A 24,718-nucleotide genomic window follows, 5' to 3' on the forward strand; every position below is an offset into this window, starting at 1 on the left:
GAAAGCGCCCTACGGGGCGCTTTTTCGCGTTGAGACAGAGTTCCGCAGCAGAATCGGTGTGAGGCGGATCTCGTTCGTAGGTCTTGAAACCTTCCCCTACCTACTTAGGCTTGGCTTACCTAATAGAAGGGAAGGCGTATGCGGAAGATCCGTGTGGCGGTCATCGGCGCGGGCCCGGCCGGCATCTATGCAGCCGACATCCTCACCAAGGAGTACGAGGCGGCCAGAGTCGACATCTTCGACCGGCTGCCGGCTCCCTACGGACTGGTGCGCTACGGGGTCGCACCCGACCATCCCCGCATCAAGGAGATCATCAAAGCCCTGCGCCGGGTGCTGTCTCGCGACGAGATCCGCTTCATCGGCAACGTCCACTACGGCAGCGACCTCAAGCTCTCCGACCTGCGCCGGCACTACGACGCGGTGATCTTCTCCACCGGCGCCCGCGCCGACCGGGCCCTCGACATCCCCGGCATCGACCTGCCGGGCAGCTACGGCGCCGCGGACTTCGTCTCCTGGTATGACGGGCATCCCGACGTGCCACGGGACTGGCCCCTGGACGCCAAGCAGGTTGCGGTGCTGGGAGCCGGCAACGTCGCCCTCGACATCGCCCGCGTGCTGGCGAAACCGGCCGACGAGCAGCTCACCACCGAGATCCCCGACAACGTATATCAGGGCCTGAAGCTCAACCAGGCCACCGACATCCACGTCTTCGCCCGGCGCGGCCCCGCGCAGATCAAGTTCACGCCCATGGAGTTCCGCGAGCTGTCGCACTCCCCCAGCGTCGACGTCATCGTGCACCCCGAGGGCTTCGAGATCGACGAGGCCAGTCAGCAGGCCATCAACACCAGCAAGTCGACCCGCCTGGTGGTCGACACCATGCTCAAGTACATGGAGAAGGAGCCGACGGGCGCCCCGCACCGCATCCATCTGCACCTGTGCCAGGCGCCGGTGGCGATCCTGGGCACCGACCGGGTCGAGGGCCTGCGTACCGAGCGCACCGAACTCATCGGCGACGGCACCGTCCGCGGCACCGGCGAGTACGTCGACTGGCCGGTGGACGCGGTGTACCGCGCGGTCGGCTACCTGTCGTCGCACCTGGCCGATCTGCCGTTTGACCATTTCGAGGGTGTGGTGCCCAACTCCGCCGGCCGGGTGCTCGAGATGGACGGCGTGGAGATGAACGCCACGTACGTGACGGGCTGGATCAAGCGGGGTCCCATCGGCTTGATCGGGCACACCAAATCCGATGCGGCCGAAACGATCTCGAGCCTGCTGGCCGACCTGCCCGGCCTCCGCCCACCGGAGATCTCCCAGCCGGATGCGATCCTGGATCACCTCGAGAGCAACGGCGTCGACTACACCACCTGGCAGGAGTGGGAACGCCTGGATGCCCACGAGATGTCGCTGGGTGAATCGAGCGGGCGTGAGCGCGTCAAGGTGGTGCCCCGCGAGGACATGGTGCGCGCCGGAAGGGTGGCGTGAACGGCGCAGTAGTCTCGCCCCATGTCCTTCTCACTTGAACTCAGTGATGACGTGATCGCGGTGCGTGACTGGGTGCACGAATTCGCCGCCGAAGTCGTGCGCCCGGCCGCCGCGGAATGGGATGAACGTGAGGAGACGCCGTGGCCCGTCATCCAGGAGGCCGCCAAGATCGGGTTGTACTCCCCCGACCTGTTCGCCCAGCAGGCCGTCGAGGAGTCCGGCCTGGGCATGCTGACGGTGTTCGAGGAGTTGTTCTGGGGTGACGCCGGGATCGCGCTGTCGATCCTGGGCACCGGGCTGGCGGCTGCGGCGCTGGCCGGCAACGGCACCCCGGAGCAGCTCGGGCAGTGGTTGCAGCCGATGTTCGGCACCCCCGAAGAGCCCAAGCTCGGCGCGTTCTGCTCGTCGGAACCCGACGCCGGCTCCGATGTGGGCGCCATCCGCACCCGCGCGCGCTTCGAGCAGGCCAGCAATGAGTGGGTGCTCAACGGCACCAAGACGTGGGCCACCAACGGTGGGATCGCCAACGTCCACATCGTGGTGGCCTCGGTGTACCCGGAGCTCGGGTCGCGCGGCCAGGCGACGTTCATCATCCCGCCCGACACCCCCGGCCTGAGCCAGGGACAGAAGTTCAAGAAACACGGCATCCGCGCCTCGCACACCGCCGAGGTGGTGCTCGACAACGTGCGCCTGTCCGAGGACCTGATCCTGGGCGGGCGGGAGAAGTTCGAGCAGCGCATCGCCCGGGTGAAGTCCGGTGCCTCCGCCGGCGGGCAGGCCGCGATGAAGACCTTCGAACGCACCCGGCCCACGGTGGGCGCCATGGCCATCGGCGTCGCCCGCGCCGCCTACGAGTACGCGCTCGAATACGCCTGCCAGCGTGAGCAATTCGGTCGCAAGATCGGCGAGTTCCAGGCCGTCGCGTTCAAGCTGGCCGATATGAAGAGCCGTATCGACGCCGCCCGACTGCTGGTGTGGCGGGCCGGCTGGATGGCGCGCAACAACGTGGCGTTCGACGCGGCCGAGGGGTCGATGGCCAAGTTGGTGGCCAGCGAGACCGCGGTGTACGTCACCGATGAGGCCATCCAGATCCTCGGCGGCAACGGCTACACCCGCGACTATCCGGTGGAACGCATGCACCGCGACGCCAAGATCTTCACCATCTTCGAGGGCACCAGCGAGATCCAGCGCGTGGTGATCTCGCGGGCGCTGACGGGCCTGGCCATCCGCTAGATGCCGTACCGCAGTTTGATGCTGCGGTAGCGGCATTGCAGTTGGGCCGCCCGGTCGGCCGCAGACACCCGCACGGTGTCCGGCGGCAGCACGTCGTCGAGGTCGCACCGTGCCACCAGCCGGGTGCGGAACGTCGCGGCATGACTGCTCATCAGGTTGCGGTAGGTCAGATTGCCGTCTGAGAAGCCTTGCGTGTCAAGCCAGTTGTGCACGCCCGGGTCGTCGTGCGCCATCACCAGACGAACCACGCCGTCGCTGTCCGCGTACGTCCGCGCCGGGGTGTAGCTGACCGCCCGGTGCAGGTAGTCGAGGCTGCCCCCGAACACTCCACCCATGCCGAAAATCCAGAACCCGTCGTGGTTGTCCATCTCCACCACCAGCGCCTCGTCAGGTTCCACGTGCCACACCAGATGGGCGGCCATCCGCCCGCGGTGTGCGTTCGCTTCGGTGCGCCCGGTCGGGAACCGGTTCAGGCACTCCGGGTCGACGACGCCGTTCGAGTAGCGCCAGGAGTGCTCCGGCCAGTCCCGCATCGCGCCGGTGAGGAAATCACCGGCCCACGCCATCGCATCGATCATCCGCTGCGGGGAGGGCGGCGCGGGCGGGCGGTCCATCCCGACCCGCTCGATGCTCAGCCGGGTCGGGGTCTCGCCCCACGCATCAAAAGCTTCGCGGATGAACACCTTCCGCGACGACGCCGTGGTGGGGAGCCAGTTCTCGCTGCGCCGCGCGCCGCCGATGTACAGCTCGAAGCGGCCGTCGGCATCGGTCACCAGTTGATGTCCGAAGATGTTGCATTCCGGGATGTCACCGAAGGGTTCGTGCAGCGACGGCCAGTCGGTGCCCGGGATGGTCTCCGGCCGGGCGCCCTGCACGGTGATGTTGAGCCAACGCGCGGTGCCCCGGACACCGCTGATCCGGTAGGTGTGACGGCCGTCGATCCAGGCTTGCCGGTAGGTGAAGTCGGCGACGTCGCCGCCGAGCTTGCGGGTGGGCGTGACGAACGGGTGGATCTGCGGGTACGCCGGGTCCTTGGTCTCCAGGGCCAGATCGAAGGCCTGTCCGAGGTTCTGCACCAGGAATCGCATGGCGTCGGCGCGCGGCAGCGGACCGGCCGGGTTGGCGTCTTTGAACACCGCGTCGCCGGCTTGCTCGAGCTGCCGGCAGAAGGCCGACCATGCATCGCGTAGCGGCTGGTCGGCAGTGCCGTCACCGAATGCCATCAGACGCCGAGCCTTTCGAGCACCCTGCTGACCGCGGCCAAGCCGCGCGTGGTGGCGTGGGCGGCGCCCTCAGCCTCGATTCGTGGACCCACCAGTTCCAGGTCGAACACACCGTCGTACCCAGCGGCGAGCACGTCACCGAGGAGCCGTTCGAGCGGGATCCCGCCGTCTCCGGGGACGGCCCGGCACGGGGCACAGCGATCACCGAGCACGTAATCGCTGACCTGCACCAGCCCGGTCATCGGTGCGGCACGGGTGAACAATGCCGGCAGTCCCGCTTCCACCCAGCAGGCGTGCAGGTCGATGCAGACGCCGATACCGGCCATCTCGGCCAGGGTGATGGTGTCGGCGAGGGTATGGGTGAAGTGGATATCGGCGTTGAACGCCGACGCGTTCTCCACCAGCAGTGTGATTCCGCGTTCCTGTGCGGCGGTGCGGCACGGTGCCACCAGCTCGGTGAAGCGGGCCGCGGCCTCTTCCCAACTGAGGGCGCCACGGCCGCCGGTGATCAGGTAGACGGCAGTGGCGCCCATACCGGCGGCGAGTTCGATTGCCGCGCAGAGCCCTTGCGTCGCATTGTCGCCGGCGCTCCCGAGATCCCTGGCGAACGGGTGGTTGAGGGTGTGCACCCGGGCGCCCGTCATGAGGGGGCCGCCGAGAAGGGACGTCACCAGCGTCATGGGTACATCCAGGGTGTGACAGTGCTCGACGAACGCGTCCGGGGTGTCACCGGCGAACGCGACCTGGTGCAGGCTCAGCCGGGGATGCATGTCACCGTTGTTCGATCTCGACGCCGAACCGTTCCCTGAACGGCCGGAATTCCTCATGCAGCGCGTCGAGGTCCTCACCGATATCGGTCAGTACCGCGGTCGAGTAGTGGAATTTGCCGTGCCGGTCGCCCTTGTTCTCGGCGAGGTACCGGCGCATGGCCTGCTCGGCGGACGTAGTGAGCTCCCGACCGGAGAACGCGTAGAAACCGCGGACCGTGGCGATGGGGTCAGCGATGAAGTCCCCGTACCGCACATGGTGGATGCGGGGGTCATCGGTCAGCGGATTCGACATCGTGTTGGCGATACTGGCCCGCGTCATCTCCAGGTGCAGCTTGGCCTCGGCCTTCAGGTCGATGTCCCCCACCATGCCCGCGGCGATGTCGGCCATCATCATGGTGCGTGAGGCGGCCACCTGCACCGGATCCCGGTGCAACCACACCAGGGTGGCGTCGGGGTAGGTGGCGAAGAACGCCGCGAGCCGGAACCCGTGGAAACCCTTCAGCACCCAGTACTTCGGCGGCCGCGCGTGCTGGAACTGCTGCAACATGGCCTTGTGCAGGCGGTACTGCGCCGCCGGATCCGTCGGTAGTCCCATGGTGAGGCTCTGCATGGGCACCCGCCACCATGCCGTCGGCGTCATGACGCGGAAGTCGAAGGCCCAGGTCCGCTCGTCCTCCGGCAACCCGTCTCCGAGCATGTCGTTGTACGGATGCGAATGAAGCCACCGGGGCAGCGTGGTGTTGATCTCCCGCCAGTCCGCGTCGGCGCGGTCGCGACGGGGATCGTCGTCGGGCGCCAGGCCCGGCGGCGGTGACGGATACATCACCTCCCAGAACCGCAATGCTCGGGCGTCGGGGTCCACCGACATCAGCGCATGCATCAGCGTTGTGCCCGAACGAGGTTCACCCGTCACGAACATCGGCGCCTCGATGATCTCCTCGCCCACCGGATGGCGCCGCCGGTCTTCGAGGAACTCCAGCCGTGAGGTCAACAGCCAGTGGCACACGCCGGCCGCCCGTCTTCTACCGTCAGGGCCCATCGCCAGTCCGTTGAGATGGTCGACGGCCAGCCCGAACCGGGCCGGTAGCGTGTCGTCGCCCCAGTCGCTGAGCCCGGTCGCACGCTGCGCCTCGGCCAGTAGGTCCGCCGCGATCAGGGTTTCGGGCCACCGGGTCGATCGTGATGTGAGTAGGCGTCTCACCTCGTCTTCGGTCTCAACGACTTTGGCTGCCGAGCGGGCGCCGTATTGCAGCCCGGCCATGCCGCCGTAATCCATCAGCTTGAACACGCGCATACCGGCGTCGGCGAATTCGGTGACCCGGCGCGCAACGTCGGTGGGTGAGCCGCACGGAAAGACATCACGGATGGCTTGCGTGTCCACCTCGGCGCAGAAGTCGAGGATTCGCTCGCGCGAGAGTGCCACGGGGTCGAAATCCTGGATGCCGCGCCAGCGCTCCCCCATCGGGTGGCGATATCCGAATCGGCGCAGGTCTTCCGCGGTGAGCATCAGGATGATGGACTTGACCAGAGGTGCTTCCAGCATGGCGGCCACTTCCGCGTCGTCGCCGATCAGGCAGATCTGGGTCAACGCGGGCACGATGGCGGACGGGTCCCGGCCGGCTCGCTGCGCGGATGCGCGCACGACAGCCAGTTTGGCGGCGTAGTCCTCCGGAGTGTAGGCGCCCATGGGCCACCACCCATCGGCGTGCCGCCCGGCGATGTCGAGCATCCGGGGCCCGGCGGCGCCGATCCAGATCGGCGGTACCACGCCACCGAAGGGTTCGGTGTCCAGCCGGGCGTGGTCCAGCCGGTAGAACTCGCCGCGGAAGTCCACCGGACCTTCGCCGTGCCACAGCGCCTTGATGACGCGGAGGGATTCCTCGAATCTGCTGACGGGCCGGGCGAAGTCGAAGCCGTAGGGCACGGTGTTCTCGAGCTCACCCGAACCGAGACCGAGAATGAACCGGCCGCGCGAGAGGTGGCCCAACGTCAGCGCGGTCTGGGCGAGCGTCGCGGGGTGGCGGCGCACGGTGTCCACCACACACGACGCCAGTGGGGTGCGGGTGGTCAGGACAGCCGCGGCCGCCGCGACAGCCAGCCCGTCGAGATGGCGGTGCGGTGACGGGGACACGGTGGCCAGATCGGTGAACTCCGGGGTCCAGATCGAATCCGGCCAGAAGCTGACCATGTGGTCCGGCATCCAGATGGAGTGGTAGCGACCGGAGTCGTACTGCCCGAGCGCGTCGAGGCCCAGCGGAAGCGTGGTTCGCAGGAAAGCGGCGGGCTGCACCAGGTCCATGTTGTGCACTCGCTCAGCATAAGGAGGATCGGGTAGCCACACACCCGGATCGCCGACAACACTGCGACTAACCCTGCGACAAAAGGCCCCACCCACCAGGATGGAGCCATGGAGCACGTCACCTTCATCCCCACCGTTGACCAGTTGGCCTATACCTTCGGCGGTGCGCAACCGGTGTTGCGCATCAAACCGGGGACCGTGCTGACGTTGTGGACCGAGGACGCCTACGGCGGACGGATCACCAGCCGGGATGACGTCGCCAGCGTGGCGTTGGACACCGAGGACCTCAACCCCCAGACCGGCCCGTTCTACATCGAGGGCGCCGAACCCGGCGACACCCTGGCGGTGCACCTGGTGGATCTGACGCCGGCCCGCACCTGGGGCGCTTCGACGTTGATCCCGTTCTTCGGCGGGCTGACCAGCGTCCCGGCCAGTCCCACACTGCAGCCGGCGCTGCCGGAACGCACCTGGATCTACGAATACGATTCGGCCACAGACTCTCTCGCGTTCGCAGCACAGGCCAGCGATTTCAACATCACCCTGCCGGCCAACCCCATGCTCGGCACTGTCGGCGTGGCACCGGGGCGCCGTGAAGTGCGCAGCTCGCTGGTCCCCGACTCCTTCGGCGGCAACATGGACACCCCGGAGATGGCGGCGGGCGCCACCTGCTACCTCGGAGTCAACGTGCCCGGCGCGCTGTTCTCCCTCGGCGACGGGCACTACCGACAGGGCGAGGGCGAGTCATGCGGCACCGCGGTCGAAGGCGCCATGCACGTCACTGCCATCGTCGAACTGATCAAGGGCGCCGGCCCGGCCTGGCCGCGGTTGGAGACCGACACCCATCTGATGTGCATCGGTTCGGGACGACCCCTGGAAGAGGCGTGGCGGGCCGGCCAGGTGGAAATGATCACGTGGCTGGGCGAGCTCTACGGCTTGGATCGGCTCGACGCCTACCAACTCCTGACGCAGATCTCGCAGGTGCCGATCGCCAATGTGGTCGACACCAACTACAGCGCCGTCACCAAAATCGACAAGCGACTGCTGCCGCCCGCCCCGGCGTACGGCGGCATCCATGCTGAACTTCGTTCGGCCGCAGCAGCACTGGGCAGCATCAACTACTGAAGAAGGGCATCATGGATCTCGGATTGGCGGGTAAGCGTTTCCTGGTCACCGGCGGCACCCGCGGCATCGGCCGCGCGATCGTCGAGGGACTTCTGGCAGAAGGCGCGGCGGTGGCTTACTGCGCACGCACGGTGGACGAGAGTCTGGAAGTACCGTCGGCGCTGGGCACCGCGGTGGATGTCGGTGACACCGAGGCACTTTCGGCATGGGTCACTGCGAGCGCGGAGGCACTCGGCGGTATCGATGGTGTGGTGGCCAACGTCAGCGCGCTGGCGATCCCGGAGAACCCGGAGAACTGGCGCGCCAGCTTCGAGGTCGACCTGATGGGCACCGTCGGCCTGGTCGATGCGGCGCTGCCGTACCTGCTGGAGTCCGGCGCCGGGTCCATCGTCACCATCTCCAGCGTGTCGGGCCGCGAGATCGATTTCGCGGCCGGGCCCTACGGCACCTTCAAAGCCGCCATCATCCACTACACGCAGGGGTTGGCCTACCAACTGGCCGGCAAAGGGGTGCGTGCGAACACGGTCAGCCCCGGCAACACCTACTTCCCGGGCGGGGTGTGGCCCTCGATCGAGGAGAACAACCCCGAATTGTTCGCCACCGCACTGGGACTCAACCCGACCGGCCGGATGGCCACCCCGCAGGAAGTCGCCAACGGCGTGGTGTTCCTGTCCAGCCCGGCGGCCAGTTTCATCACCGGCACCAATCTGTTGGTCGACGGCGCCTTGACCCGGGGTGTGCAGCTCTAGAAACGCGAAAAAGGGGGCGCCCCGGCTGGGACGCCCCCTTGACTCGGGCTTCAGATCAGCGGACGTCGACGTAGACGGTCGTCGTGCTGACGGGGCCGAACTGTTTGTCGTCGTCATTGTTGGCGCCGCTCACGGTGTGGGTGAAGGTCGCGCCCTTCCCCACGGAGACCACGTTGGCCTCCTCCAGTGAACGCTCGGACAGACGGTTGACCACGACGTGGTAACCCTGCGCTTCGAGCGAGGAGATGGTGGCCTGCGCGTTGGTGGTGGCGCTAGGCGCGGCCAGGGCCGGGGCGGCAAGGCCGAGGAATCCGGCGGTCGCGGCGGTGGCGGCAAGGGTGGCGATTCCGAACTTGTTCATTTGTATCGTGCTTCTCTCTGTTTACTCACATCGTCGATCGGCCGGCGCTGGCGCCATCCCGGTCAATGGAGTTAACCCGCCGTTAACCAATTTAATTCCGCGAGAGCAAAATTCACGCGTGACGCGCGCCACATCACGGGTGGATCGGCAGCTGCAGCCCCGGCACCGTCGCGAACAGCGTCAACCACACGCCGTACACGGCGAACACCACCAGCGCACCGGCCACCGAAACCCGCAGCGACGACCCCGCCACCGGGTCGAGCCAACGAGCGAACGCCCGCGTGGCGAACGGCATCAGGGCATACGTCATCGCGGCGACGCACACCACCTGGGTCAGCCAGGTCGACAGCCACGGGTGTGCGCCGAGTTGCACCCAGAGCGGTGCGATGAACCGGGTCACAGTCATCGCGGTGGGATAGAGCACCAGCACGATCAACATCGCCGTCCGCCATTTCGGCGTGACCCGCGGGCGTCCGTCCTGCACGCGCAGGATCGAACCGAACGGCGCGTCGACGGTGAAGTCCTTCGTCAGGTGTGCCCGCAGATGCGGCACGCGCTGCGCCCGTTCGTCGGAGGCCAGCCATGTCGACAGCTGGTCATCGGTGTGAAAGCTCAGGATCGACATCCACTGGTTGCGGCCCGGTAACGGTGGCAACAGGATCAGGAAGTCGAACCCGGGTAGGCTCGCGGTGGCCGCGGCGATCTCCTGCTCGGCGGCCATGAACTCGCCGGTCCGGCCGGGGATCACATCGTGGCGGAACACCGCGGTGCCCGGCGGCAGGCGGTATGCGTCACCCACCAGCAGCACCGACGATTTGCCAAGCACACCTTGATCATTCGCGTCACTGAATGCCGTCTCATGCGCCGCCGAGTCCAGCCACGCGTTCAGATGTTCGGTGGTGTCGAAGGTGATGGCCGCAGCGCTGGCCAGATTGCCGCCGCGGCGGGCCAGCCGGATCGCTTCGAAACCCGGAAACGCCGATGCCGCCTCCTGCACCCGCTCGAGCCAGGATTGCACCCGCTCCGCCGGGGCGGGATGGAGCAGCACGACACCGGTGGCGGACAGGTCAGTGGACATCGCTCATTCATAGACCACCAACTGGGCTCACCCGGTCAGCGGCCGCCCAGCGTGGCATCGCCCAGTAGGACGGTCAGCATCAGATGCCGGATGATCGCCCGGGCCGAGGCCGTGTCGTCACGCTGCAGCACCCGCCCGACGTCGACCGTCAGCGCAAAACCCGCCTGGACGGCGAAACGTGCTTCGTCGGGGGCGAATTCAGGCCTGGCCGCGGCGACCTGGCTGGACCAGGCCTCCACGGTGGCGCGCTGCATGTTGTGGATCACCACCCGGTCCTCGGCGGGCACGCTGGCGCGCTCGGCGTAGTAGACGTAGGCCAGTTCCGGGTTGGCGATCGAGCGCCGCACATAGGTGTCCACCAGGCCGGCGACGGCTTCTCGCGGGTCGGCGGCGGTGGCCAGGACGTCGGCGACGTCGCCGGACACCCGGTCCGCGCCCCGGCGGAACACCGCCGCCAGAATCGCCCCCTTGCTCGGGAAGAAGCGGTAGATACTCGGCGCCGACATGTCGACCGCGGCGGCGATGTCATCGACGCCGGTCTCCCGGTAGCCGCGTTCGTTGAACAGCAGCAGGGCGGCATGCAAAATCTGCTCGTACTCCCCTGCGGCGGCCCCGACGGTGCGGCGCCGGGGTGCGCCGGCCGGCGGCGGCGGTGTGGGCAGGTGGGTGTCACGGAGGTCGCGGGCGATCCGCGCCAGCGTCGCGTGGATCCGGTCGGTCGCCAGCCTCGCATGGTGGTCGGTGATGCTGCCGACGGCGCTGAGCACCGCCGCCGCCAGGATGGTCCGGTGCCGGCCCGTCAGTTCGGGGCGCAGCACCGACAGCGGCCGTTGCAGTCGCCGGTTGACCAGTCTCAGCTGTGCGTCGAGCACGTCCTGGTCGACGCGCTCCAGGTAGCGGTGTTCCCAGCGGTACAGACCGCCGCTGTTGCGGTTCTTGACGGCCGAGTCGGTCAGCGTCGTGACGGCGCGCTCCCAGTTCGCCTCGGCGTCGGCGGATTCGTCGTCCAGAAAGGTGGTGACCTCGAGGAGTTGTTCGCCCATCCCCAGGACCGCCGCCCTGAACAGGTCGTACTTGCCCGCGTAATGCCGGTACAGCGACGCCGCCGTCACGCCCACCCGGCCGGCGATGTCCTCCATGCTGACGCCGTGATACCCCAGCTCGCTGAACGCTTCGGCCGAGGTCCGGGCGATCTGCGCCTTGCGATCTTTGGGTCGCCTGCGCCGCTCCGGGGTCACAGGGGTTGCGCTGGACATCGGTTCACCTTATCGCCGGTTGCGAAACATGCTGGCCCGCAGTAACTGTCGGGGTCAGTGCGTGCGACCTTCGCGACATGGGCCATCGTGGTTCGAAGACCTCACAGGCGTGCGCGGAGGTGACGTCGGCGACATCCTGCGCGGTGCACACCAAAAAAGGCACCCCACTCGGGGTGCCTTCTTCGGTGGACTGCTCTAGCGGACGTTGACGTAGACGGTCTTGGTGTTCTGCGGGGCGAACTGGTTGTCGGCGTTGGGGCCGTACCCGCCTTCGTTGCCGTTGTTGGGGTTGGTGTGGCTGAAGGTGGCGCCTTCACCGACGGAGACGACGCTGGCTTCGCTCAGCGGGGCGTTGGACAGCCGGTTGACGATCACCTTGTACCCCTGGTCCTGCAGTGAGGAGATGGTGTCCTGGGCGTTGCCGGCGCCGGTGGGGGCGGCCAGCGCGGGCGCGGCCAGCCCCAAGAACGCGGCGGTGGCGGCGGTGGCAATGGCGGTGGCAAATCCAAACTTGGTCATGATGGTTCTTCTCTCTTGATTCGCTGGGGTTCGAATCGTGGGTCCCAGAGAGGGTCTGTGGCTCGCGGTTCGTGGTGCTCTGATGGTGTAAACCAGCAGTTCAGCGGTTTAATTCCACTGGCAGCAATTGACCGCTCACTGGCAGGAAGTGCGCGGCGGCCGCTGCGGCGGGCTACCGCGCGCGACGTTGACCAGCAACGGTGACGATGAGTTCCGCACCACAGACGGGTCTACCCATCAATAAGGAAAGGAGACGAGATGGGTGCACTCGAAGGCAAGGTCGCATTGATCACCGGCGGTGCCCGCGGGCAGGGCCGGGCGCACGCACTCACGCTTGCGCGGGAGGGCGCCGATATCGTGCTGTGCGATCTGGCCGCGCCCGTCGCCGAGGTGGATTACGACCTCCCCACCCCAGCTGATCTCGCGCAGACCGAGCAGGCCGTCACAGCGCTGGGCCGTCGCTGTCTGGCCGTCGTCGCCGACGTCCGTGACCTCGACGCGCTGGTCGACCTCGCGAACCGGGCGGTCGACCAGTTCGGCCATCTCGACATCGCCATCGCGAATGCGGGTATCGCCAGCAGCGCACCCGTTGCCGAGATGTCCGCGCGGCGCTGGCAGACGATGATCGACGTCAACCTCACCGGTGTCTTCAACACCTTCCGGGCGGTGCTGCCTCACATGATCGAACGGCAGGCGGGCGCTCTGGTGGCCACGTCGTCGATCGTCGCCAACACCGGGGCCCGCAACTCCGGGCACTATGCCGCCGCCAAGGCCGGGGTGGTCGCGCTGGTGAAGTCGGTCGCCTGGGAGGTGGCCGACCACGGCATCACGGTCAACGCGGTGCTGCCCGCCGGTGTCAGCACGCCGATGATCCACAACCCGGGGACCTACCGGATGATCCGCCCCGATCTGGACCACCCGAGCCGCGCGGATGTCGAGGAGATGTTCGCCAAGGGCAGGCCGCGGCCCGGACTGCTGGAACCCGAGGACGTCGCCAACGCCGTGCTGTACCTCGTGTCCGCGCACGGGCGGGTCATGACGGGCGAGTCGATGGTGCTCGCCAACGGACTGGAGTGAATTCCCGACTGGCGCCGGGGTTTTCGGGACTGGATCGTTCGATGGGCCGCACAGGAGGATCGGCTGCGGGTGAACGTCATCCGCTCACTGGAACCGCATCAACCCGCGCTGCGCGTATGCTCGGGAGATCGGGACCACCCAGGCCCCCAATCAAGGGGTCGGCGATGTCAGACAAATCTCCCCGCTCGAGCATGTCCAAGAAGTCGGGAAAGTCCTTGAAGGAAAAGCGCGCCGACAAGCGGGACAAGAATGCCCCGACCTCCGGCATCGAGATCATCTCCAACAACCGCAAGCGCTGACCGCTCATCGGTCGACAAAAGAGGCGCCTCCGCGGAGGCGCCTCTTCGACCGATCTCGGCTTACTTCACGTTGACGTAGACGGTCCGCGTGGTCACCGGGCCGTACAGCTTGTCGTCGTCGCTGTTGGCGCCGGACACACTGTGGGTGAAGGCCGGGCCCTCGCCGACGGAGACGACGGTGGCTTCACTCAGCGGAGCGGTGGACTGGCGGTTGACCACCACCTTGTAACCCTGGTCCTGCAGCGAGGAGATGGTGTCCTGCGCATTGCCTGCACCGGTGGGGGCAGCCAGTGCCGGGGCGGCCAGTCCGAGGGCGCCTGCGGTCAGGGCGGTGGCGGCGATGGTGGCAAATCCGAGCTTCTTCATGATCCTGCTTCTCTCGTTGATTCGTTGTGGTCGCATCGTGGCTCGTGTGAGTCGCGGGTCAATCGGTTCAGGAGGGGTTCTGTCCGATCTGATGGTTGAAACCCGCAGTTCAGCCGGTTGATTTCCGTTGGCAGGAATTGAACGTTGGTTGGCAGTATTTAGTCTGTACAACAGGTCACGGCGTCTGTGGTTGCCGCTCATGCGCCTAGTTATTCCCGCTTCGGCGCTTACAGGGCAAAGCCATACCGGCGCCCCCGGACACCGCCGCCCTGGCGTTTCCAACGTCGCTGAAGAGTCGCGCAGAGCCGGGCACCGGCGACCCCGCGTACCCGGCTACCAGTGGGGCTGCTGGGCCTCGAGTGACGCCAGTAACGCCTGTTCCGAGCCCAGCGCCAACACACCGAGACTTGTCCCCAACACGCCGCCCCAGCGGAGCATCGCCGCCGCGAAGTCGCCTATCTTGGACGGTTCCATGACCGCTCAGGACGCCCGGAGGTGCACACAGGTGGACGTCAACGCTGAGCTGTCGGCTGTCGACCTGCTCGACCTCAACCGCGACATCCAGAGCTCGCCCACCGTCCGCCTGCTCGCCACCAACAACCTCGGCATCTACGCCACACTGATGGACCGCCACCTCAGCAGCGGCGTGGTTCCGGAAACCGAGCTCGTCGTCGCCTTGGAACAGGACCTCAACAGTCTTCAGGAATCGGACGGTCAGTCCGGGCTGAGCCTCATCAAATCCTGGGCCAGCCAGGGTTGGTTGCATCGCATTGCCGACACCCGATCCGGTCACGAGCGCAATCTCTGCTACCTCACCCAGGAAGCACGCCGCGCGCTGGACTTCCTTCGCGGCATGCGCCGGCAGGACACCATCGCCACCGGCGGGTCCATCAACGGCATCGCCGCGCGGCTCAAGCAGGTGGCGCTGCGGGTGGGCAACGATCCCGCACGGGTGCGCAAGAGCATCGAGGCCGAGATCGACGCCCTGCGCCAGGAGCTCGACGCCCTGGAACGGGGCCTCGACAGCGACCGCCCGGAACCCGACCTCACCGACTCCTACGACGAGGCCCGCGCCATCGCCCTGCAGATGGAGCGGCTGATCACCGACATCGGCCAGTACGGCACGATGATCGAACAGGCCACCGCCGCACTCGATGAACCGATCGACAGCAATGTCGCATACCGGGACCGGCAGCGGCGCATGTACGCCGACTACCAGCAAGCCTGGGACTCGCAGGGCCGCGACTCACACCGGGCGTTCCTGCGGATGATCAACGATCCCGACCAGCGCGCCGAATTCGAAGCCGACGTCGCCGCGGTCGCCGAGGCACTCCCGGCGCTGGACCCGCAGCTGCGCAAGGTCATGGCCGGCTTCTTCGAACTCGTCGGACATCAGATCGACGAGGTGGAACGCATCCAGCAGCGCTGCGCGCAGCGCGTCAAACGGTTCACCGCCTACGGCACCCTCGAGCAGAGCCGGGGCGTCGCCCGTCAGCTCAACGAGGCGATCGGCGCCGCCCGCAATCTGCTCAAGTCCTCGTTGACGGACTCGCGGCTCGACATCGAACTCCCGCTCGCCCGGCACGCCATCAGTTCCGTTGGCGCACTGAGCTTCCGGATCGGCGACCTGTCGAATCCCAAACCCGCGCAAGCCGCCGAGGGCGAGGTCGACCTGGCCAGCTTCGCCGCACTGACCACCCAGGTCGACGCGCCGGCGATGTCGGAGATGATCAACGCCGCCATCGCGTCAGGACCGCTGTCGCTGCCCGATGCGGTCGAGATGCTGGATTCGGCTTACCTCGGACACGTCATCGTGCTCTGGTCGTGGGCGCTCAAACAACCGGACACCAACACCACAGCATCGACTCACCCTGTTGAGAAAGTGCGCTTCCAATCCCTCGACGGCCGCGACCGCGAGATGGAAGTCCCCCGCCTGATGTTCACCGAACCGATCTCCAGCCTGCAGGGAGCCGCCCAGTGACCGAGCAGTCCACTCCCGACTACGAGGGGTTTTCCGCCCTCCCCCACGTCGACCAGAACACCCGCACCCCCCACCAGAAACGGCCCCGGTTCGAAGGTGACGTCAGCGAACTGCCGGACCGGGCATGCTGGGCGCTGCAACAGCTTCTGACCCGCCGGTACATCAGCGCCGAAGCCGACCGCGACCTCTACAGCTGGGTGGTGGAGTACCGCAGAGATCTCACGGTGCGGTTGTCCGAACTGGATCTGCTGCTGCGCCTGGTGCAAGGTGCCGGTGGAGACGACGGAGTCGCGTTCGTCGAGCAGGCCCGTTACGAATCCGCCAAGGGCGCCAAGCTCTTGCGCCGCGAACCGCTGGGCACCTACGACTCCATCCTGGCGCTGCACTTGGCCCAGATGATGCGCGCCTCCGGGGACAGCAGCGTGCTGATCAGCCGTGATGAAGTGCACGGGCTGTTCTCCGGGGTGCTCAACGACGTCGACCGCGACACCGTGACCTTCACCGCCCGCATCGACGCCGCCATCGCGCGCCTGACCGGGCTGGAGATCCTGCGGCGCAGCCGCGACGACGAGGACAGCTACACCGTCAGCCCCGTCATCACGGCCATCATGACGGCCTCGGTGATCACCGAGTTGCAGCAGCAGTTCGAACTGCTGCTGGGTGGCGGCACCCCCCAAACAGAGGAAGTAGCGCTGGATGCCTGAGCAGTTCCATCTGTCCCGCCTGCAGGTCATCAACTGGGGTGTGTTCGACGGGTATCACTCCATCCCGTTCAGCGCGGGCGGCGCGCTGATCGCCGGCGCCTCGGGCAGCGGCAAATCCTCACTGCTGGACGCGATCTCGCTGGGCTTCCTGCCGTTCAACCGCCGAAACTTCAACGCCTCGGGCGACAACTCCGCCGCCGGCTCCAGCGCGGGCCGGCGCACCGTCGACAAGTACGTCCGGGGCGCCTGGGGTCAGCGCAGCGACGGCGGCACCAGCAAGGTGATGTACCTGCGCGGCGACGGCACCGCCTGGTCGGCCATCGCCGTCACGTACTCCAGCAACACCGGCCGCACGGTCACCGGCCTGGTGCTCAAGTGGCTCACCGGCGAGTCGCGCTCGGATTCGTCGAGCCGGTTCGTGCTCGCCGACGGCGACCGCGACATCGAAGATGTCTGTAACCGCTGGGCCTCAGGCAGATTCGACACCGGCGTCTTCAAGGACGACAACTGGCGGTTCTCCACCAAAGTGGAGTCGCAGTACCTGGCCCAGCTGTACGCCACCATCGGCATCCGCGCCTCCGACGCGGCCCAGCAGCTGCTCGGCAAGGCCAAGTCACTGAAAAGCGTTGGCGGGCTCGAACAGTTCGTCCGTGAGTTCATGCTCGACGAACCGGAGAGCCTGTCCCGGCTGCCCGAGGCACTCAAGCAGATCGACCCGCTGGTCGAAGCACGTGAACTGCTGGCCGTCGCGCAGCGCAAACGCAAGATCCTCGGCGATATCGAGAAGATCCAGCAGCGCTACGCCTCGGAGTCCTCCGATCTGGGCATCATCGACCTCGTCGACCAGCCGATGGTGCGCGCCTACACCGATCACGTCCGGCTGGCCCAGTGCCCCGCGCAGATCGAGTCGCTGGACAACACCATCGACCAGCTCGGCAACGAGTACGAAGATGTCACGCGCTCACTCAATCTGGCCAAGGCCGAGGCAGATTCGCTCAACGCCCAGATCAGCGGATCCAGCGCCAGTATCGGGCCGCTGCAGTCGCAGGTGGCCGCGGCCGAGGCGCAGGCCGAGGAGGTCTCACGCCGCCGTGCGGCCTACGAAGCGCTGGTCACCGCCCAGAATCTCGACATCCCCGACAGCGCAGACGAGTTCTGGAATCTGCGCGAAGAGCTCACCACGCAGGCCACGGAACTGCTGGCCAAACTCGACCGCGGCCGTGAAGCATCCACCGACGCCGAGTACACGCAGAAGGTCGCGCGGATGGCGCGCGATGACGCCGCCAAGGAGCTCAAGCGGGTGGAGCACGTCGGCTCCGCACTACCCGAGTCGGCGACCACCATGCGTGAACACATCTGCGCCGCAGTCGGAATCGATCCCGGCGAGCTTCCCTACATCGCCGAGCTGATGGATCTGCGCCCCGAGCACAGCCGCTGGCGCGTCGCGGTGGAGAAGGTGTTGCGCGGCGTCGGGCTGCGTCTGCTGGTACCCGACTCGCATTATGCCGCCGTGCTGCGCTTCGTCAACGAGACGAACATGCGGGGCCGATTGCAACTGCACCATGTGCGCGCCAGCCTGGTCGGCAAGGCACCGGTGGACGCCGAGCCGAACACGTTGGCCGGCAAGCTGTTCGTGGTCGATCCGACGCACCCGTGCGCCGCCGAGGCCGCCGACGTGGTGGCCGCCGCCGGCGACCACGTGTGCGTCGACACCCCGGATGTGTTCTCCCGCTTCCGCCGTGCGGTCACCGACACCGGTCTGTACAAGGACTCCGACCGCCTGGCGATCAAGGATGACCGGCGCCCGCTCAAGCAGGCCGAGTACATCTACCAGGGCGACGTGCGCGCCAAGATCGACGCGCTGACCGTCGACCTCGCTGCCGCGGAGGACGCGTATCAGCAGGCCCGGCGTGCTGCTGATGACATCGCCGCTCAGCGTCAGCGCATGCGTGACCGGGCCGCGGCGTGCAAGGCCATCTGCGAGCAGTTCCCGCAGTGGAACCACATCGACACCGAGACCGCCGACAAACACGCGGACCGGTTGCGTGAGCAGTTCGAGATCCTGCTGGCCGACCATCCCGATATCGAGGCGCTGTCGGCCCGCGCAGAGGAATGCTGGTCGGAGATCCAGACGTTGATGACGCGCCGGGGTGCCATCCAGACCCGTCGCGACGATCTCGACGGTAGGCGGACCCGGTTGTTGGAGCTGTCCGAGCGCCTGGCGCCCGCGTTCGTGTCGGAACCGTTGACCGAACTGCTGCACCGGTACGCCAATGATGTGCCGGTGCCGCTGGAGCTGCTCAATCCCGAGCCGCACCGCGAGGCGGTGTTCAACACCATCCGGCGTGAACGGGAGCAGCTGCGCGAGAGCCGCAGGCGTTCCTACGACGAACTCGCCCGCATCCTGAACACTTTCGACACCGCGTTCCCCGACGCGATTCCCAATGACAGCGATGTGTTCGATGAGCGGGTGCACGATTACGTGGCGTTGTGCCGGCACATCGACGAGCGGGAGCTGCCCGAGGCGTACGAACTGATGATGCGTCTGGTCACCGAGCAGGCACCGGATGCGATCCTGACTCTGCACCGGGTGGCCGAGCAGGAGGCCCGCCGGATCAGCGATCAGATCGCACGGGTCAACACCGGTTTGGGGTCGGTCGAATTCAATCGCGGCACCCGGTTGACGCTGCGCGCCACCCCACGCACCCTGACGGCGGTGTCCGAGCTGACCGAGATCGTCCGCGCCATCTCCCGCCGGATCGCCGAGGTCGGATTGGGTGACAAGCAGGCGATTCTGGACCAGTACGCCGATATCCTGCGGCTGCGCAACCGGTTGGCCTCGACGGCGCCCGAGGACAGGGTGTGGACCCGTGACGCGCTCGATGTGCGTAACCGGTTCACCTTCGACTGCGCCGAATGGGATGTGCGCAGCGAAGAATTGATCCGCACGCACAGCAACGCGGGTGACAACTCCGGCGGTGAGCAGGAGAAGCTGATGGCGTTCTGCCTGGCGGGCGCCTTGAGCTTCAACCTCGCGGCGCCGGGAGACGCCAGAGAAGACGATGCCAACAAACCGGTTTTCGCCCAGCTCATGCTCGACGAGGCGTTCTCGAAGTCCGACCCGCAGTTCGCCCAGCAGGCACTGCAGGCGTTCCGGAAGTTCGGTTTCCAGTTGGTCATCGTCGCCACGGTGCAGAACGCCACCACCATTCAGCCCTACATCGACAGTGTGGTGATGGTGTCGAAGAAGGAGGCCACCGGTCGCAATGCGCGGCCCGTCGCCACCGTGGCCACCAAGACCATCTCCGACTTCACCGCCCTGCGGCAGGAGATGAGCGCGGCGAAGGTGCCGGCCACGGTGTGACTGTCAGACGGTGACCACTTGGACCACCAGGGTGTCGACGTCGCCCACCGGGGCCACCGGTACCGGCTCGGCGCACAGCAGATCGCCGCGGGTCAGCACCCCTTCACCGCTGAGGTCGATGTGGCAGCCGAGCGAAAGGCAATGCGTCGGCGGCACTTCCGGTGCCTCCATCGCGAAGTGATGGCGGTGGCCGGGCATCACCACGGTGTCCGGGAAACTGCTGACCGCGATCACCGGAGACACCCCGTCGACCAGTGACGTGTCGCGCACATCGATCACCATCATCGCGGTAGCGCACGGCGCACACAGTGGCATGATGACGGTGCCCCGAAGCCAGCGCATTGGCATATGACCACTTTCGCGCATTCCCGTGACAACGGCTCGGGTACGGCACTACTCGTCTCGTGAATCGCTGACGTGCGCCCCCGGCGGGATCGCCGGGGCCGATTCACCCTGTTGAATTCACCAAGCGCCGTACGGTCACTCCTTGACGTAGGGCCCCAGCAGGCTGGCCCAGGCGTAACTCATGCGATCGAACTCATCTGCGCACCGGCCGGCCCGTTCTTCGGGCAACAGATCGTTCTCCACCAGGTCGCTGTTCATGTCGGGGTCAGCGCCGTAGGCCCAGCACAGCAGGTTGTACATGCGGGTCTGGTCGAGCGAGTGCTCATCGGCGAATGCCGATTCGTCCAGTTCGCCGTAGGCGGAGAAGGCTTCGAAGAACCGGGCGTTGTCGCGCAGGATCGCCACCGATTCGGGATCGAGCTGATCGTCGTCACCGGGCATCAACAGCATGAAGGCCGAGAGCTGATCGGCCACATCCTCTTCCCGGCCGGTGGTCGGCAGGTCATAGATGTCGATGACCATGTGCCCCATCTCGTGGAAGAAGGTCGCGTAGGTGGCATTCACCGCGGAGTCGAGCGCGTCGGTATCGGAGTCACCGGCGTCCAGGAACATGCTCTCGGCGAAGTCGACATACTCGTAGCACATGGTCATCTTCTGCTCCGACGGGCTCCACCAGGCATTGGGTTCGTCGCACTGCTGGCCCACCAGCGGGATGTCGTAGGGCAGCTTCAACAGCTCGCTGGCACCGGCGGCCATGTCCTCGAGCATCTTGCCGTCTTGGTAGATCTGGCGGCCGCGGATCGCCTCGGGTGTCGTCGCATCCTCGTAGGTGGCGATCATCTCGCCCTGGTCAGCGAATTCCTCCGCAGCTGCGGCGTTTTCGGTGGTCGCGGTGGCCGACTCCGATTCACCCGACGGTGCGGCCGCGTCGTCGGAGGCGCCGCACCCCGCCATCAACATCGCCACCGCAAACAGTGGAACCAAACCAGCACGCACCACGATGATCCTTCCTCCGGCAGAAAGAACCTCTGCATGAGTCCATGTATTGACGCCCTGGAAGATACTGCAGCAAACACCAAACCGCCACTGCTGGGCACGCGTGTCGGTCAGACAGCCCCGACGACGAAGCGCGCATCCACCGCGGCTGACACCTCGATGTCCTCCGGTACGAACTCCACTTCGGCGCCACCACCGGCTCGCAGGGCCGCCGCGCGGGCGAACGGAGCGCCGCCGCCGGTGTCCGGACGCAGGTGCGCGCCCAGCATGCCGGCATCAGCGATGGCAACGGGGCGCACGGCACCGAGGCCGAGGGCGTCGGAATACTGCTGAGCCCTGTCGGCGGCATCCAGCACGGCGCGGCGACGCGCCTCCCGGCGCAGCTCGTCGCGGCGCACTTCGGTCAGCGCCCACTCCACGCTGGACACTCGAAAGCCCTCGGCGCCGGCGATGTGTTGGCCGACCCAGCGCGACAATTCGAGAAAGTCGCGGAACTTCACGTCCACGGTGACGCTGGCGCGGTGCACCAGCGGCAGCTGCTTACCGTCACTGTTCCACGGCCGGGTCGACGAGGTGCGTAGCTGTCCGGCTGACCACCATGTGACGGGCCCGTCGAGCAGCCCGGCCACCGAATCGCGCACCGTCTCGAGGTCACGTGCCACCCGCTCGTAGACCGGTTGCATCTGCGGGCCCTCATAGGAGATGGTCGCGTGCACCGTCCCGCGCTCGGGTGGCTGGAACGCCGAGAAGCTGCCCCGCACGGTGATGTCAGTCGCCATGACGGCAACGGTATCCGGCCCGGGTTCAGACAGCCTGCGGGATGGGCGATTTTGCCTGCGGACGGCTGGTGTCGACCTCGACGCCGCCGAAAACGAGCTGATGTGTCATCGGCTTGCGCAGGAACACCGTGGGGAAGATCGCGCCGGGATCACTGGCCGCATCCAGGCGGCTGATTTGCTCGTCGTCGAGGACGATGTGCAGTGCGTCGAGATTCTGTTCGGCCTGGGTGAAGGTGCGGGCACCGATGACCGGTGACACCACACCGGGCTTGTGCAGCACCCAGGCCAGCGCCACTTGCGCTGGGGTGACGCCGATCTCGTGCGCGACGGTACCCACCACGTCGGCGATGTCGAGTGCGCGCTGGGTCATGTTTCCGCTGGCCGCGATGACGCCGGTGCGGCTGCCGGCGGCCGGAGGCGAGCCCTGCTGGTCCAGGTCGGCCCGGCCGTACTTACCGGTGAGCACTCCCCCACCCAGCGGCGACCAGGGCATGACACCGAGGCCCAGTTCGATACCCATCGGGATCAACTCGTGCTCGACCGAGCGTTGCACCAGGCTGTACTCGATCTGCAACGCCACCAGCGGCTCCCAGCCGCGCAGCAGCGCCAGCGTCTGCATCTGGGCGATGCGCCAGGCCGGGGTGTCCGAGACACCCACGTACACCACTTTGCCGCTGCGAACCAGGTCATCGAGGCCGCGCATCACTTCCTCCGGCGAGGTGGTGAAGTCCCAGGCGTGTACATACAGCAGGTCGATACGGTCGGTGTCGAGCTGACGCAGGCTGGTCTCGACCGAGCGGATCATGTTGAGCCGGTGATTGCCTCCCGCGTTGGGGTCACCGGCCCGCCGCGACATGGTGTACTTCGTCGACAGAACCAACCGGTCCCGGTGCGGCGCAATCAGTTTCCCGACCAGTCGCTCGGACTCGCCGTCGGTGTAGTTGACGGCCGTGTCGATCAGGTTCCCGCCCCGCTCGACGTAGACGTCGAAGATCCGGCGGGATTCGTCGCCGTCGGCGCCCCAGCCCCACCCCGTTCCGAATGTCATCGTGCCGAGCGACAGCGGGAAGATCCGCAATCCCGAGCGGCCGACGAGGCGATATGCAGACATGGTGCCCCTCCTCCGATGTCAGGACGCCAGGGCTTCGGAAGCCACCAGCGGGCCGCGAAGATAACCACGGTCACGGGCGACCTCAGCCAGCAGCTCCCGGAGTTGACGCCGGCCGCGGTGCAGCCGCGACATCACCGTGCCGACCGGTGTGCCCATGATCTGGGCGATCTCCCGGTAGGTGAATCCCTCCACGTCGGCGTAGTACACCGCCATCCGGAAGTCCCCCGGCAGCACCTGCAGAGCTGCGGCAATCTCGTTGTCGGGCAGGGCCTCCAGCGCTTCGACTTCAGCGGAACGCAGGCCGGTCGACGAATGATCGGCCTCCGAAGCCAGCTGCCAGTCGGTGATCTCGTCGGTCGCATACTCCGCCGGCCGCACTCGCTTCTTGCGGTAGCCACTGATGTAGGTGTTGGTCATGATCCGATACAGCCATGCCAGCAGGTGAGTGCCTTCACGGAAGCGGTGGAACCCGACCAGAGCGTTGATCATGGTCTCCTGCAACAGATCCTCGGCGTCGGCATGGCTGCGGGTCATGCGCAGCGCACCTCCGTAGAGTTGGTCCACCAACGGAACCGCGTCGCGCTCGAAACGCGCTTTCAGCGCGGTGTCACTGTTGAGGGAGGTCACCGGGGCCAGCCGGCGATCCTTCGAGTCGAGATGGTGCGTCATCGTTGCTCCTCTGCCCGGCTTCTCACGGTCGCTGTTGGAGACAATGTTCGTCCGATCAGGGGACACTGGTCTGCATTGCTATCCCCAATCCCGACTACCGGGTAGCAGGTACGCCGTGGCCGCAGCCGCCCATTGGCCATTACGCATCATTCCCTATCGGTGCCGCCTCAGGGAGCGATAGGGTATGTTCACTCTCGTGTACTCCCCCGACGAGGTAGCCGAGTTACTCGGCCTGCACGTGCGCACCGTCCGCGGCTATGTGCGCGACGGACGGCTGCCTGCGGTCCGAATCGGCAAGCAGTACCGCATCTCTGAACAGGACCTGCGCGCCTTCACCGGGGACACCGAGCCTGAACCCGCGCCCCGGGTGGAGGTCACCACCATCGTGCAGATCAGCGACATCGGCCGGGCACTGATGGACCGGGTGTCCACCCTTGTGGTGGCATCGGCCAACAGCGATCCCGCGGGTCGCCGGCACCTGACTGTGCACACCGCCTACGACGAATCCCAGCGCAGCCTGAAGGTGATCATCGTGGGCCACCCCGACGACGCCGCCGGCATCCTCGCAATGATCAGCGCCCTGGTTTCAGAGGGAGCGCCGTGAGTTTCGATGCCCACACTCTGCGCGACGCACTCCGCACCGACCTCATGTCTGCCATGAAGAGCCGTGACACCGATGCCGTTGCGGCGCTGCGCACCGCGATCGCCGCCATCGACAACGCCGAAAGTGTCGATACCACAGGCCTCACCGACACCGAGGTTCCACGACGGGTGCTCACGGCCACCGACGTGCGTGACATCCTGGCCGGGCATGTGCGGGACTACCTGGCCGACGCCGACGGTTACGACGCCGTGGCTCAACGGGCTGCGGCGCAACAACTGCGCCGACAGGCCGACGTGGTTGGTCGTTACCTGCACGAGGACGCAACATAATT

25 protein-coding genes and 1 pseudogene are annotated in these 24,718 nt (G+C 66.8%); 11 read left to right on the forward strand and 15 right to left on the reverse strand.

All coding sequences use genetic code 11. The features are described from left to right. Positions 1-138 precede the first annotated feature (138 nt). Complete coding sequence (locus NL241_RS22495; RefSeq protein ID WP_487687664.1) at positions 139-1,482, forward strand: FAD-dependent oxidoreductase; 1,344 nt, start codon at positions 139-141, stop codon at positions 1,480-1,482. Between the two features lie 21 nt (positions 1,483-1,503). Next, positions 1,504-2,715 (forward strand): acyl-CoA dehydrogenase family protein, encoded by a 1,212-nt coding sequence (locus NL241_RS22500; protein ID WP_487687662.1) that lies wholly within the window; start codon positions 1,504-1,506, stop codon positions 2,713-2,715. On the opposite strand, the gene NL241_RS22505 is transcribed toward NL241_RS22500, so the two are convergent. From NL241_RS22505 to NL241_RS22520, 4 genes and pseudogenes are all read right to left on the reverse strand, one after another. Further along, complete coding sequence (locus NL241_RS22505; RefSeq protein ID WP_494395085.1) at positions 2,712-3,938, reverse strand: DUF1214 domain-containing protein; 1,227 nt, start codon at positions 3,936-3,938, stop codon at positions 2,712-2,714. The two genes, NL241_RS22500 and NL241_RS22505, sit on opposite strands and share 4 nt — an antisense overlap. Beyond that, positions 3,938-4,708, reverse strand: a complete 771-nt coding sequence (locus NL241_RS22510) for a sugar phosphate isomerase/epimerase family protein (protein WP_494395086.1) — start codon at positions 4,706-4,708, stop codon at positions 3,938-3,940. Before NL241_RS22510 ends, NL241_RS22505 begins: the two co-directional genes overlap by 1 nt. 1 nt (position 4,709) lies before the next feature. Then, entirely contained in the window at positions 4,710-5,864 is a 1,155-nt protein-coding gene (locus NL241_RS22515) for a sulfotransferase family protein (RefSeq protein WP_494398366.1), read from the reverse strand. Positions 5,865-5,897: 33 nt separating this feature from the next. Beyond that, positions 5,898-7,007 (reverse strand): annotated as a pseudogene (locus NL241_RS22520) (LLM class flavin-dependent oxidoreductase); the annotation flags it as partial. A gap of 108 nt (positions 7,008-7,115) precedes the next feature. Between NL241_RS22520 and NL241_RS22525 the strand changes: the two are divergent. Continuing rightward, positions 7,116-8,129, forward strand: a complete 1,014-nt coding sequence (locus NL241_RS22525) for an acetamidase/formamidase family protein (protein WP_487687654.1) — start codon at positions 7,116-7,118, stop codon at positions 8,127-8,129. Positions 8,130-8,140: 11 nt separating this feature from the next. Beyond that, a complete protein-coding gene (locus tag NL241_RS22530) occupies positions 8,141-8,878 on the forward strand; it encodes an SDR family NAD(P)-dependent oxidoreductase (protein WP_494395087.1) in 738 nt (245 codons plus the stop codon). A 55-nt stretch (positions 8,879-8,933) separates the two neighbouring features. On the opposite strand, the gene NL241_RS22535 is transcribed toward NL241_RS22530, so the two are convergent. The 4 genes from NL241_RS22535 to NL241_RS22550 form a co-directional block, all read right to left on the reverse strand. After that, positions 8,934-9,239: a hypothetical protein gene (locus NL241_RS22535; RefSeq protein WP_494395088.1), complete on the reverse strand. Its 306-nt coding sequence runs from the start codon at positions 9,237-9,239 to the stop codon at positions 8,934-8,936. Between the two features lie 133 nt (positions 9,240-9,372). Next, positions 9,373-10,317 (reverse strand): putative antibiotic biosynthesis monooxygenase, encoded by a 945-nt coding sequence (locus NL241_RS22540; protein WP_487687647.1) that lies wholly within the window; start codon positions 10,315-10,317, stop codon positions 9,373-9,375. A 35-nt stretch (positions 10,318-10,352) separates the two neighbouring features. Then, positions 10,353-11,573, reverse strand: a complete 1,221-nt coding sequence (locus NL241_RS22545) for a TetR/AcrR family transcriptional regulator (RefSeq protein WP_494395089.1) — start codon at positions 11,571-11,573, stop codon at positions 10,353-10,355. A gap of 195 nt (positions 11,574-11,768) precedes the next feature. Continuing rightward, the gene (locus tag NL241_RS22550) at positions 11,769-12,092 is read right to left on the reverse strand and encodes a hypothetical protein (protein WP_487687642.1); all 324 of its coding nucleotides are present in this window, start codon (positions 12,090-12,092) and stop codon (positions 11,769-11,771) included. A gap of 258 nt (positions 12,093-12,350) precedes the next feature. Here NL241_RS22550 and NL241_RS22555 point away from each other — a divergent pair, with 258 nt between their 5' ends. Next, the gene (locus NL241_RS22555; RefSeq protein WP_487687639.1) at positions 12,351-13,169 is read left to right on the forward strand and encodes a mycofactocin-coupled SDR family oxidoreductase; all 819 of its coding nucleotides are present in this window, start codon (positions 12,351-12,353) and stop codon (positions 13,167-13,169) included. 164 nt (positions 13,170-13,333) lie between these two features. Next, entirely contained in the window at positions 13,334-13,468 is a 135-nt protein-coding gene (locus NL241_RS22560) for a hypothetical protein (protein ID WP_487687637.1), read from the forward strand. A gap of 60 nt (positions 13,469-13,528) precedes the next feature. On the opposite strand, the gene NL241_RS22565 is transcribed toward NL241_RS22560, so the two are convergent. Next, positions 13,529-13,834 carry a hypothetical protein gene (locus NL241_RS22565; RefSeq protein ID WP_487687634.1) on the reverse strand — a complete coding sequence of 102 codons (306 nt, stop codon included), beginning with the start codon at positions 13,832-13,834 and terminating at the stop codon, positions 13,529-13,531. Between the two features lie 333 nt (positions 13,835-14,167). Next, positions 14,168-14,308 (reverse strand): hypothetical protein, encoded by a 141-nt coding sequence (locus NL241_RS22570; protein WP_487687631.1) that lies wholly within the window; start codon positions 14,306-14,308, stop codon positions 14,168-14,170. Here NL241_RS22570 and NL241_RS22575 point away from each other — a divergent pair. The 3 genes from NL241_RS22575 to NL241_RS22585 are packed head-to-tail and all read left to right on the forward strand — an operon-like array spanning position 14,307 to position 19,883. Beyond that, the gene (locus NL241_RS22575) at positions 14,307-15,815 is read left to right on the forward strand and encodes a DUF3375 domain-containing protein (RefSeq protein ID WP_494395090.1); all 1,509 of its coding nucleotides are present in this window, start codon (positions 14,307-14,309) and stop codon (positions 15,813-15,815) included. The two genes, NL241_RS22570 and NL241_RS22575, sit on opposite strands and share 2 nt — an antisense overlap. Beyond that, the gene (locus NL241_RS22580) at positions 15,812-16,519 is read left to right on the forward strand and encodes a DUF4194 domain-containing protein (RefSeq protein WP_487687626.1); all 708 of its coding nucleotides are present in this window, start codon (positions 15,812-15,814) and stop codon (positions 16,517-16,519) included. The genes NL241_RS22575 and NL241_RS22580 overlap by 4 nt, the downstream gene beginning before the upstream one ends. Continuing rightward, complete coding sequence (locus NL241_RS22585) at positions 16,512-19,883, forward strand: ATP-binding protein (RefSeq protein WP_494395091.1); 3,372 nt, start codon at positions 16,512-16,514, stop codon at positions 19,881-19,883. The genes NL241_RS22580 and NL241_RS22585 overlap by 8 nt, the downstream gene beginning before the upstream one ends. Before the next feature lie 3 nt (positions 19,884-19,886). On the opposite strand, the gene NL241_RS22590 is transcribed toward NL241_RS22585, so the two are convergent. The 5 genes from NL241_RS22590 to NL241_RS22610 all read right to left on the reverse strand — a co-directional run bounded on the left by NL241_RS22590 (position 19,887) and on the right by NL241_RS22610 (position 23,783). After that, on the reverse strand, positions 19,887-20,231 hold the full coding sequence (locus NL241_RS22590; RefSeq protein ID WP_487687621.1) for a hypothetical protein: 345 nt from the start codon (positions 20,229-20,231) through the stop codon (positions 19,887-19,889). A 132-nt stretch (positions 20,232-20,363) separates the two neighbouring features. Further along, positions 20,364-21,188, reverse strand: a complete 825-nt coding sequence (locus NL241_RS22595) for a DUF4344 domain-containing metallopeptidase (protein WP_494398367.1) — start codon at positions 21,186-21,188, stop codon at positions 20,364-20,366. Between the two features lie 146 nt (positions 21,189-21,334). Beyond that, complete coding sequence (locus NL241_RS22600; protein WP_487687619.1) at positions 21,335-22,003, reverse strand: SIMPL domain-containing protein; 669 nt, start codon at positions 22,001-22,003, stop codon at positions 21,335-21,337. 25 nt (positions 22,004-22,028) lie between these two features. Continuing rightward, a complete protein-coding gene (locus NL241_RS22605; RefSeq protein ID WP_487687617.1) occupies positions 22,029-23,114 on the reverse strand; it encodes an aldo/keto reductase in 1,086 nt (361 codons plus the stop codon). Positions 23,115-23,132: 18 nt separating this feature from the next. Further along, the gene (locus tag NL241_RS22610; RefSeq protein ID WP_494395092.1) at positions 23,133-23,783 is read right to left on the reverse strand and encodes a sigma-70 family RNA polymerase sigma factor; all 651 of its coding nucleotides are present in this window, start codon (positions 23,781-23,783) and stop codon (positions 23,133-23,135) included. Between the two features lie 184 nt (positions 23,784-23,967). On the opposite strand from NL241_RS22610, the gene NL241_RS22615 reads away from it, so the two are divergent. Further along, a complete protein-coding gene (locus NL241_RS22615) occupies positions 23,968-24,387 on the forward strand; it encodes a helix-turn-helix domain-containing protein (RefSeq protein WP_487687611.1) in 420 nt (139 codons plus the stop codon). Further along, positions 24,384-24,716, forward strand: a complete 333-nt coding sequence (locus tag NL241_RS22620; protein ID WP_487687609.1) for a GatB/YqeY domain-containing protein — start codon at positions 24,384-24,386, stop codon at positions 24,714-24,716. The genes NL241_RS22615 and NL241_RS22620 overlap by 4 nt, the downstream gene beginning before the upstream one ends. Positions 24,717-24,718: the final 2 nt, after the last annotated feature.

This window comes from Mycolicibacterium sp. SMGY-1XX, from assembly GCF_059132455.1.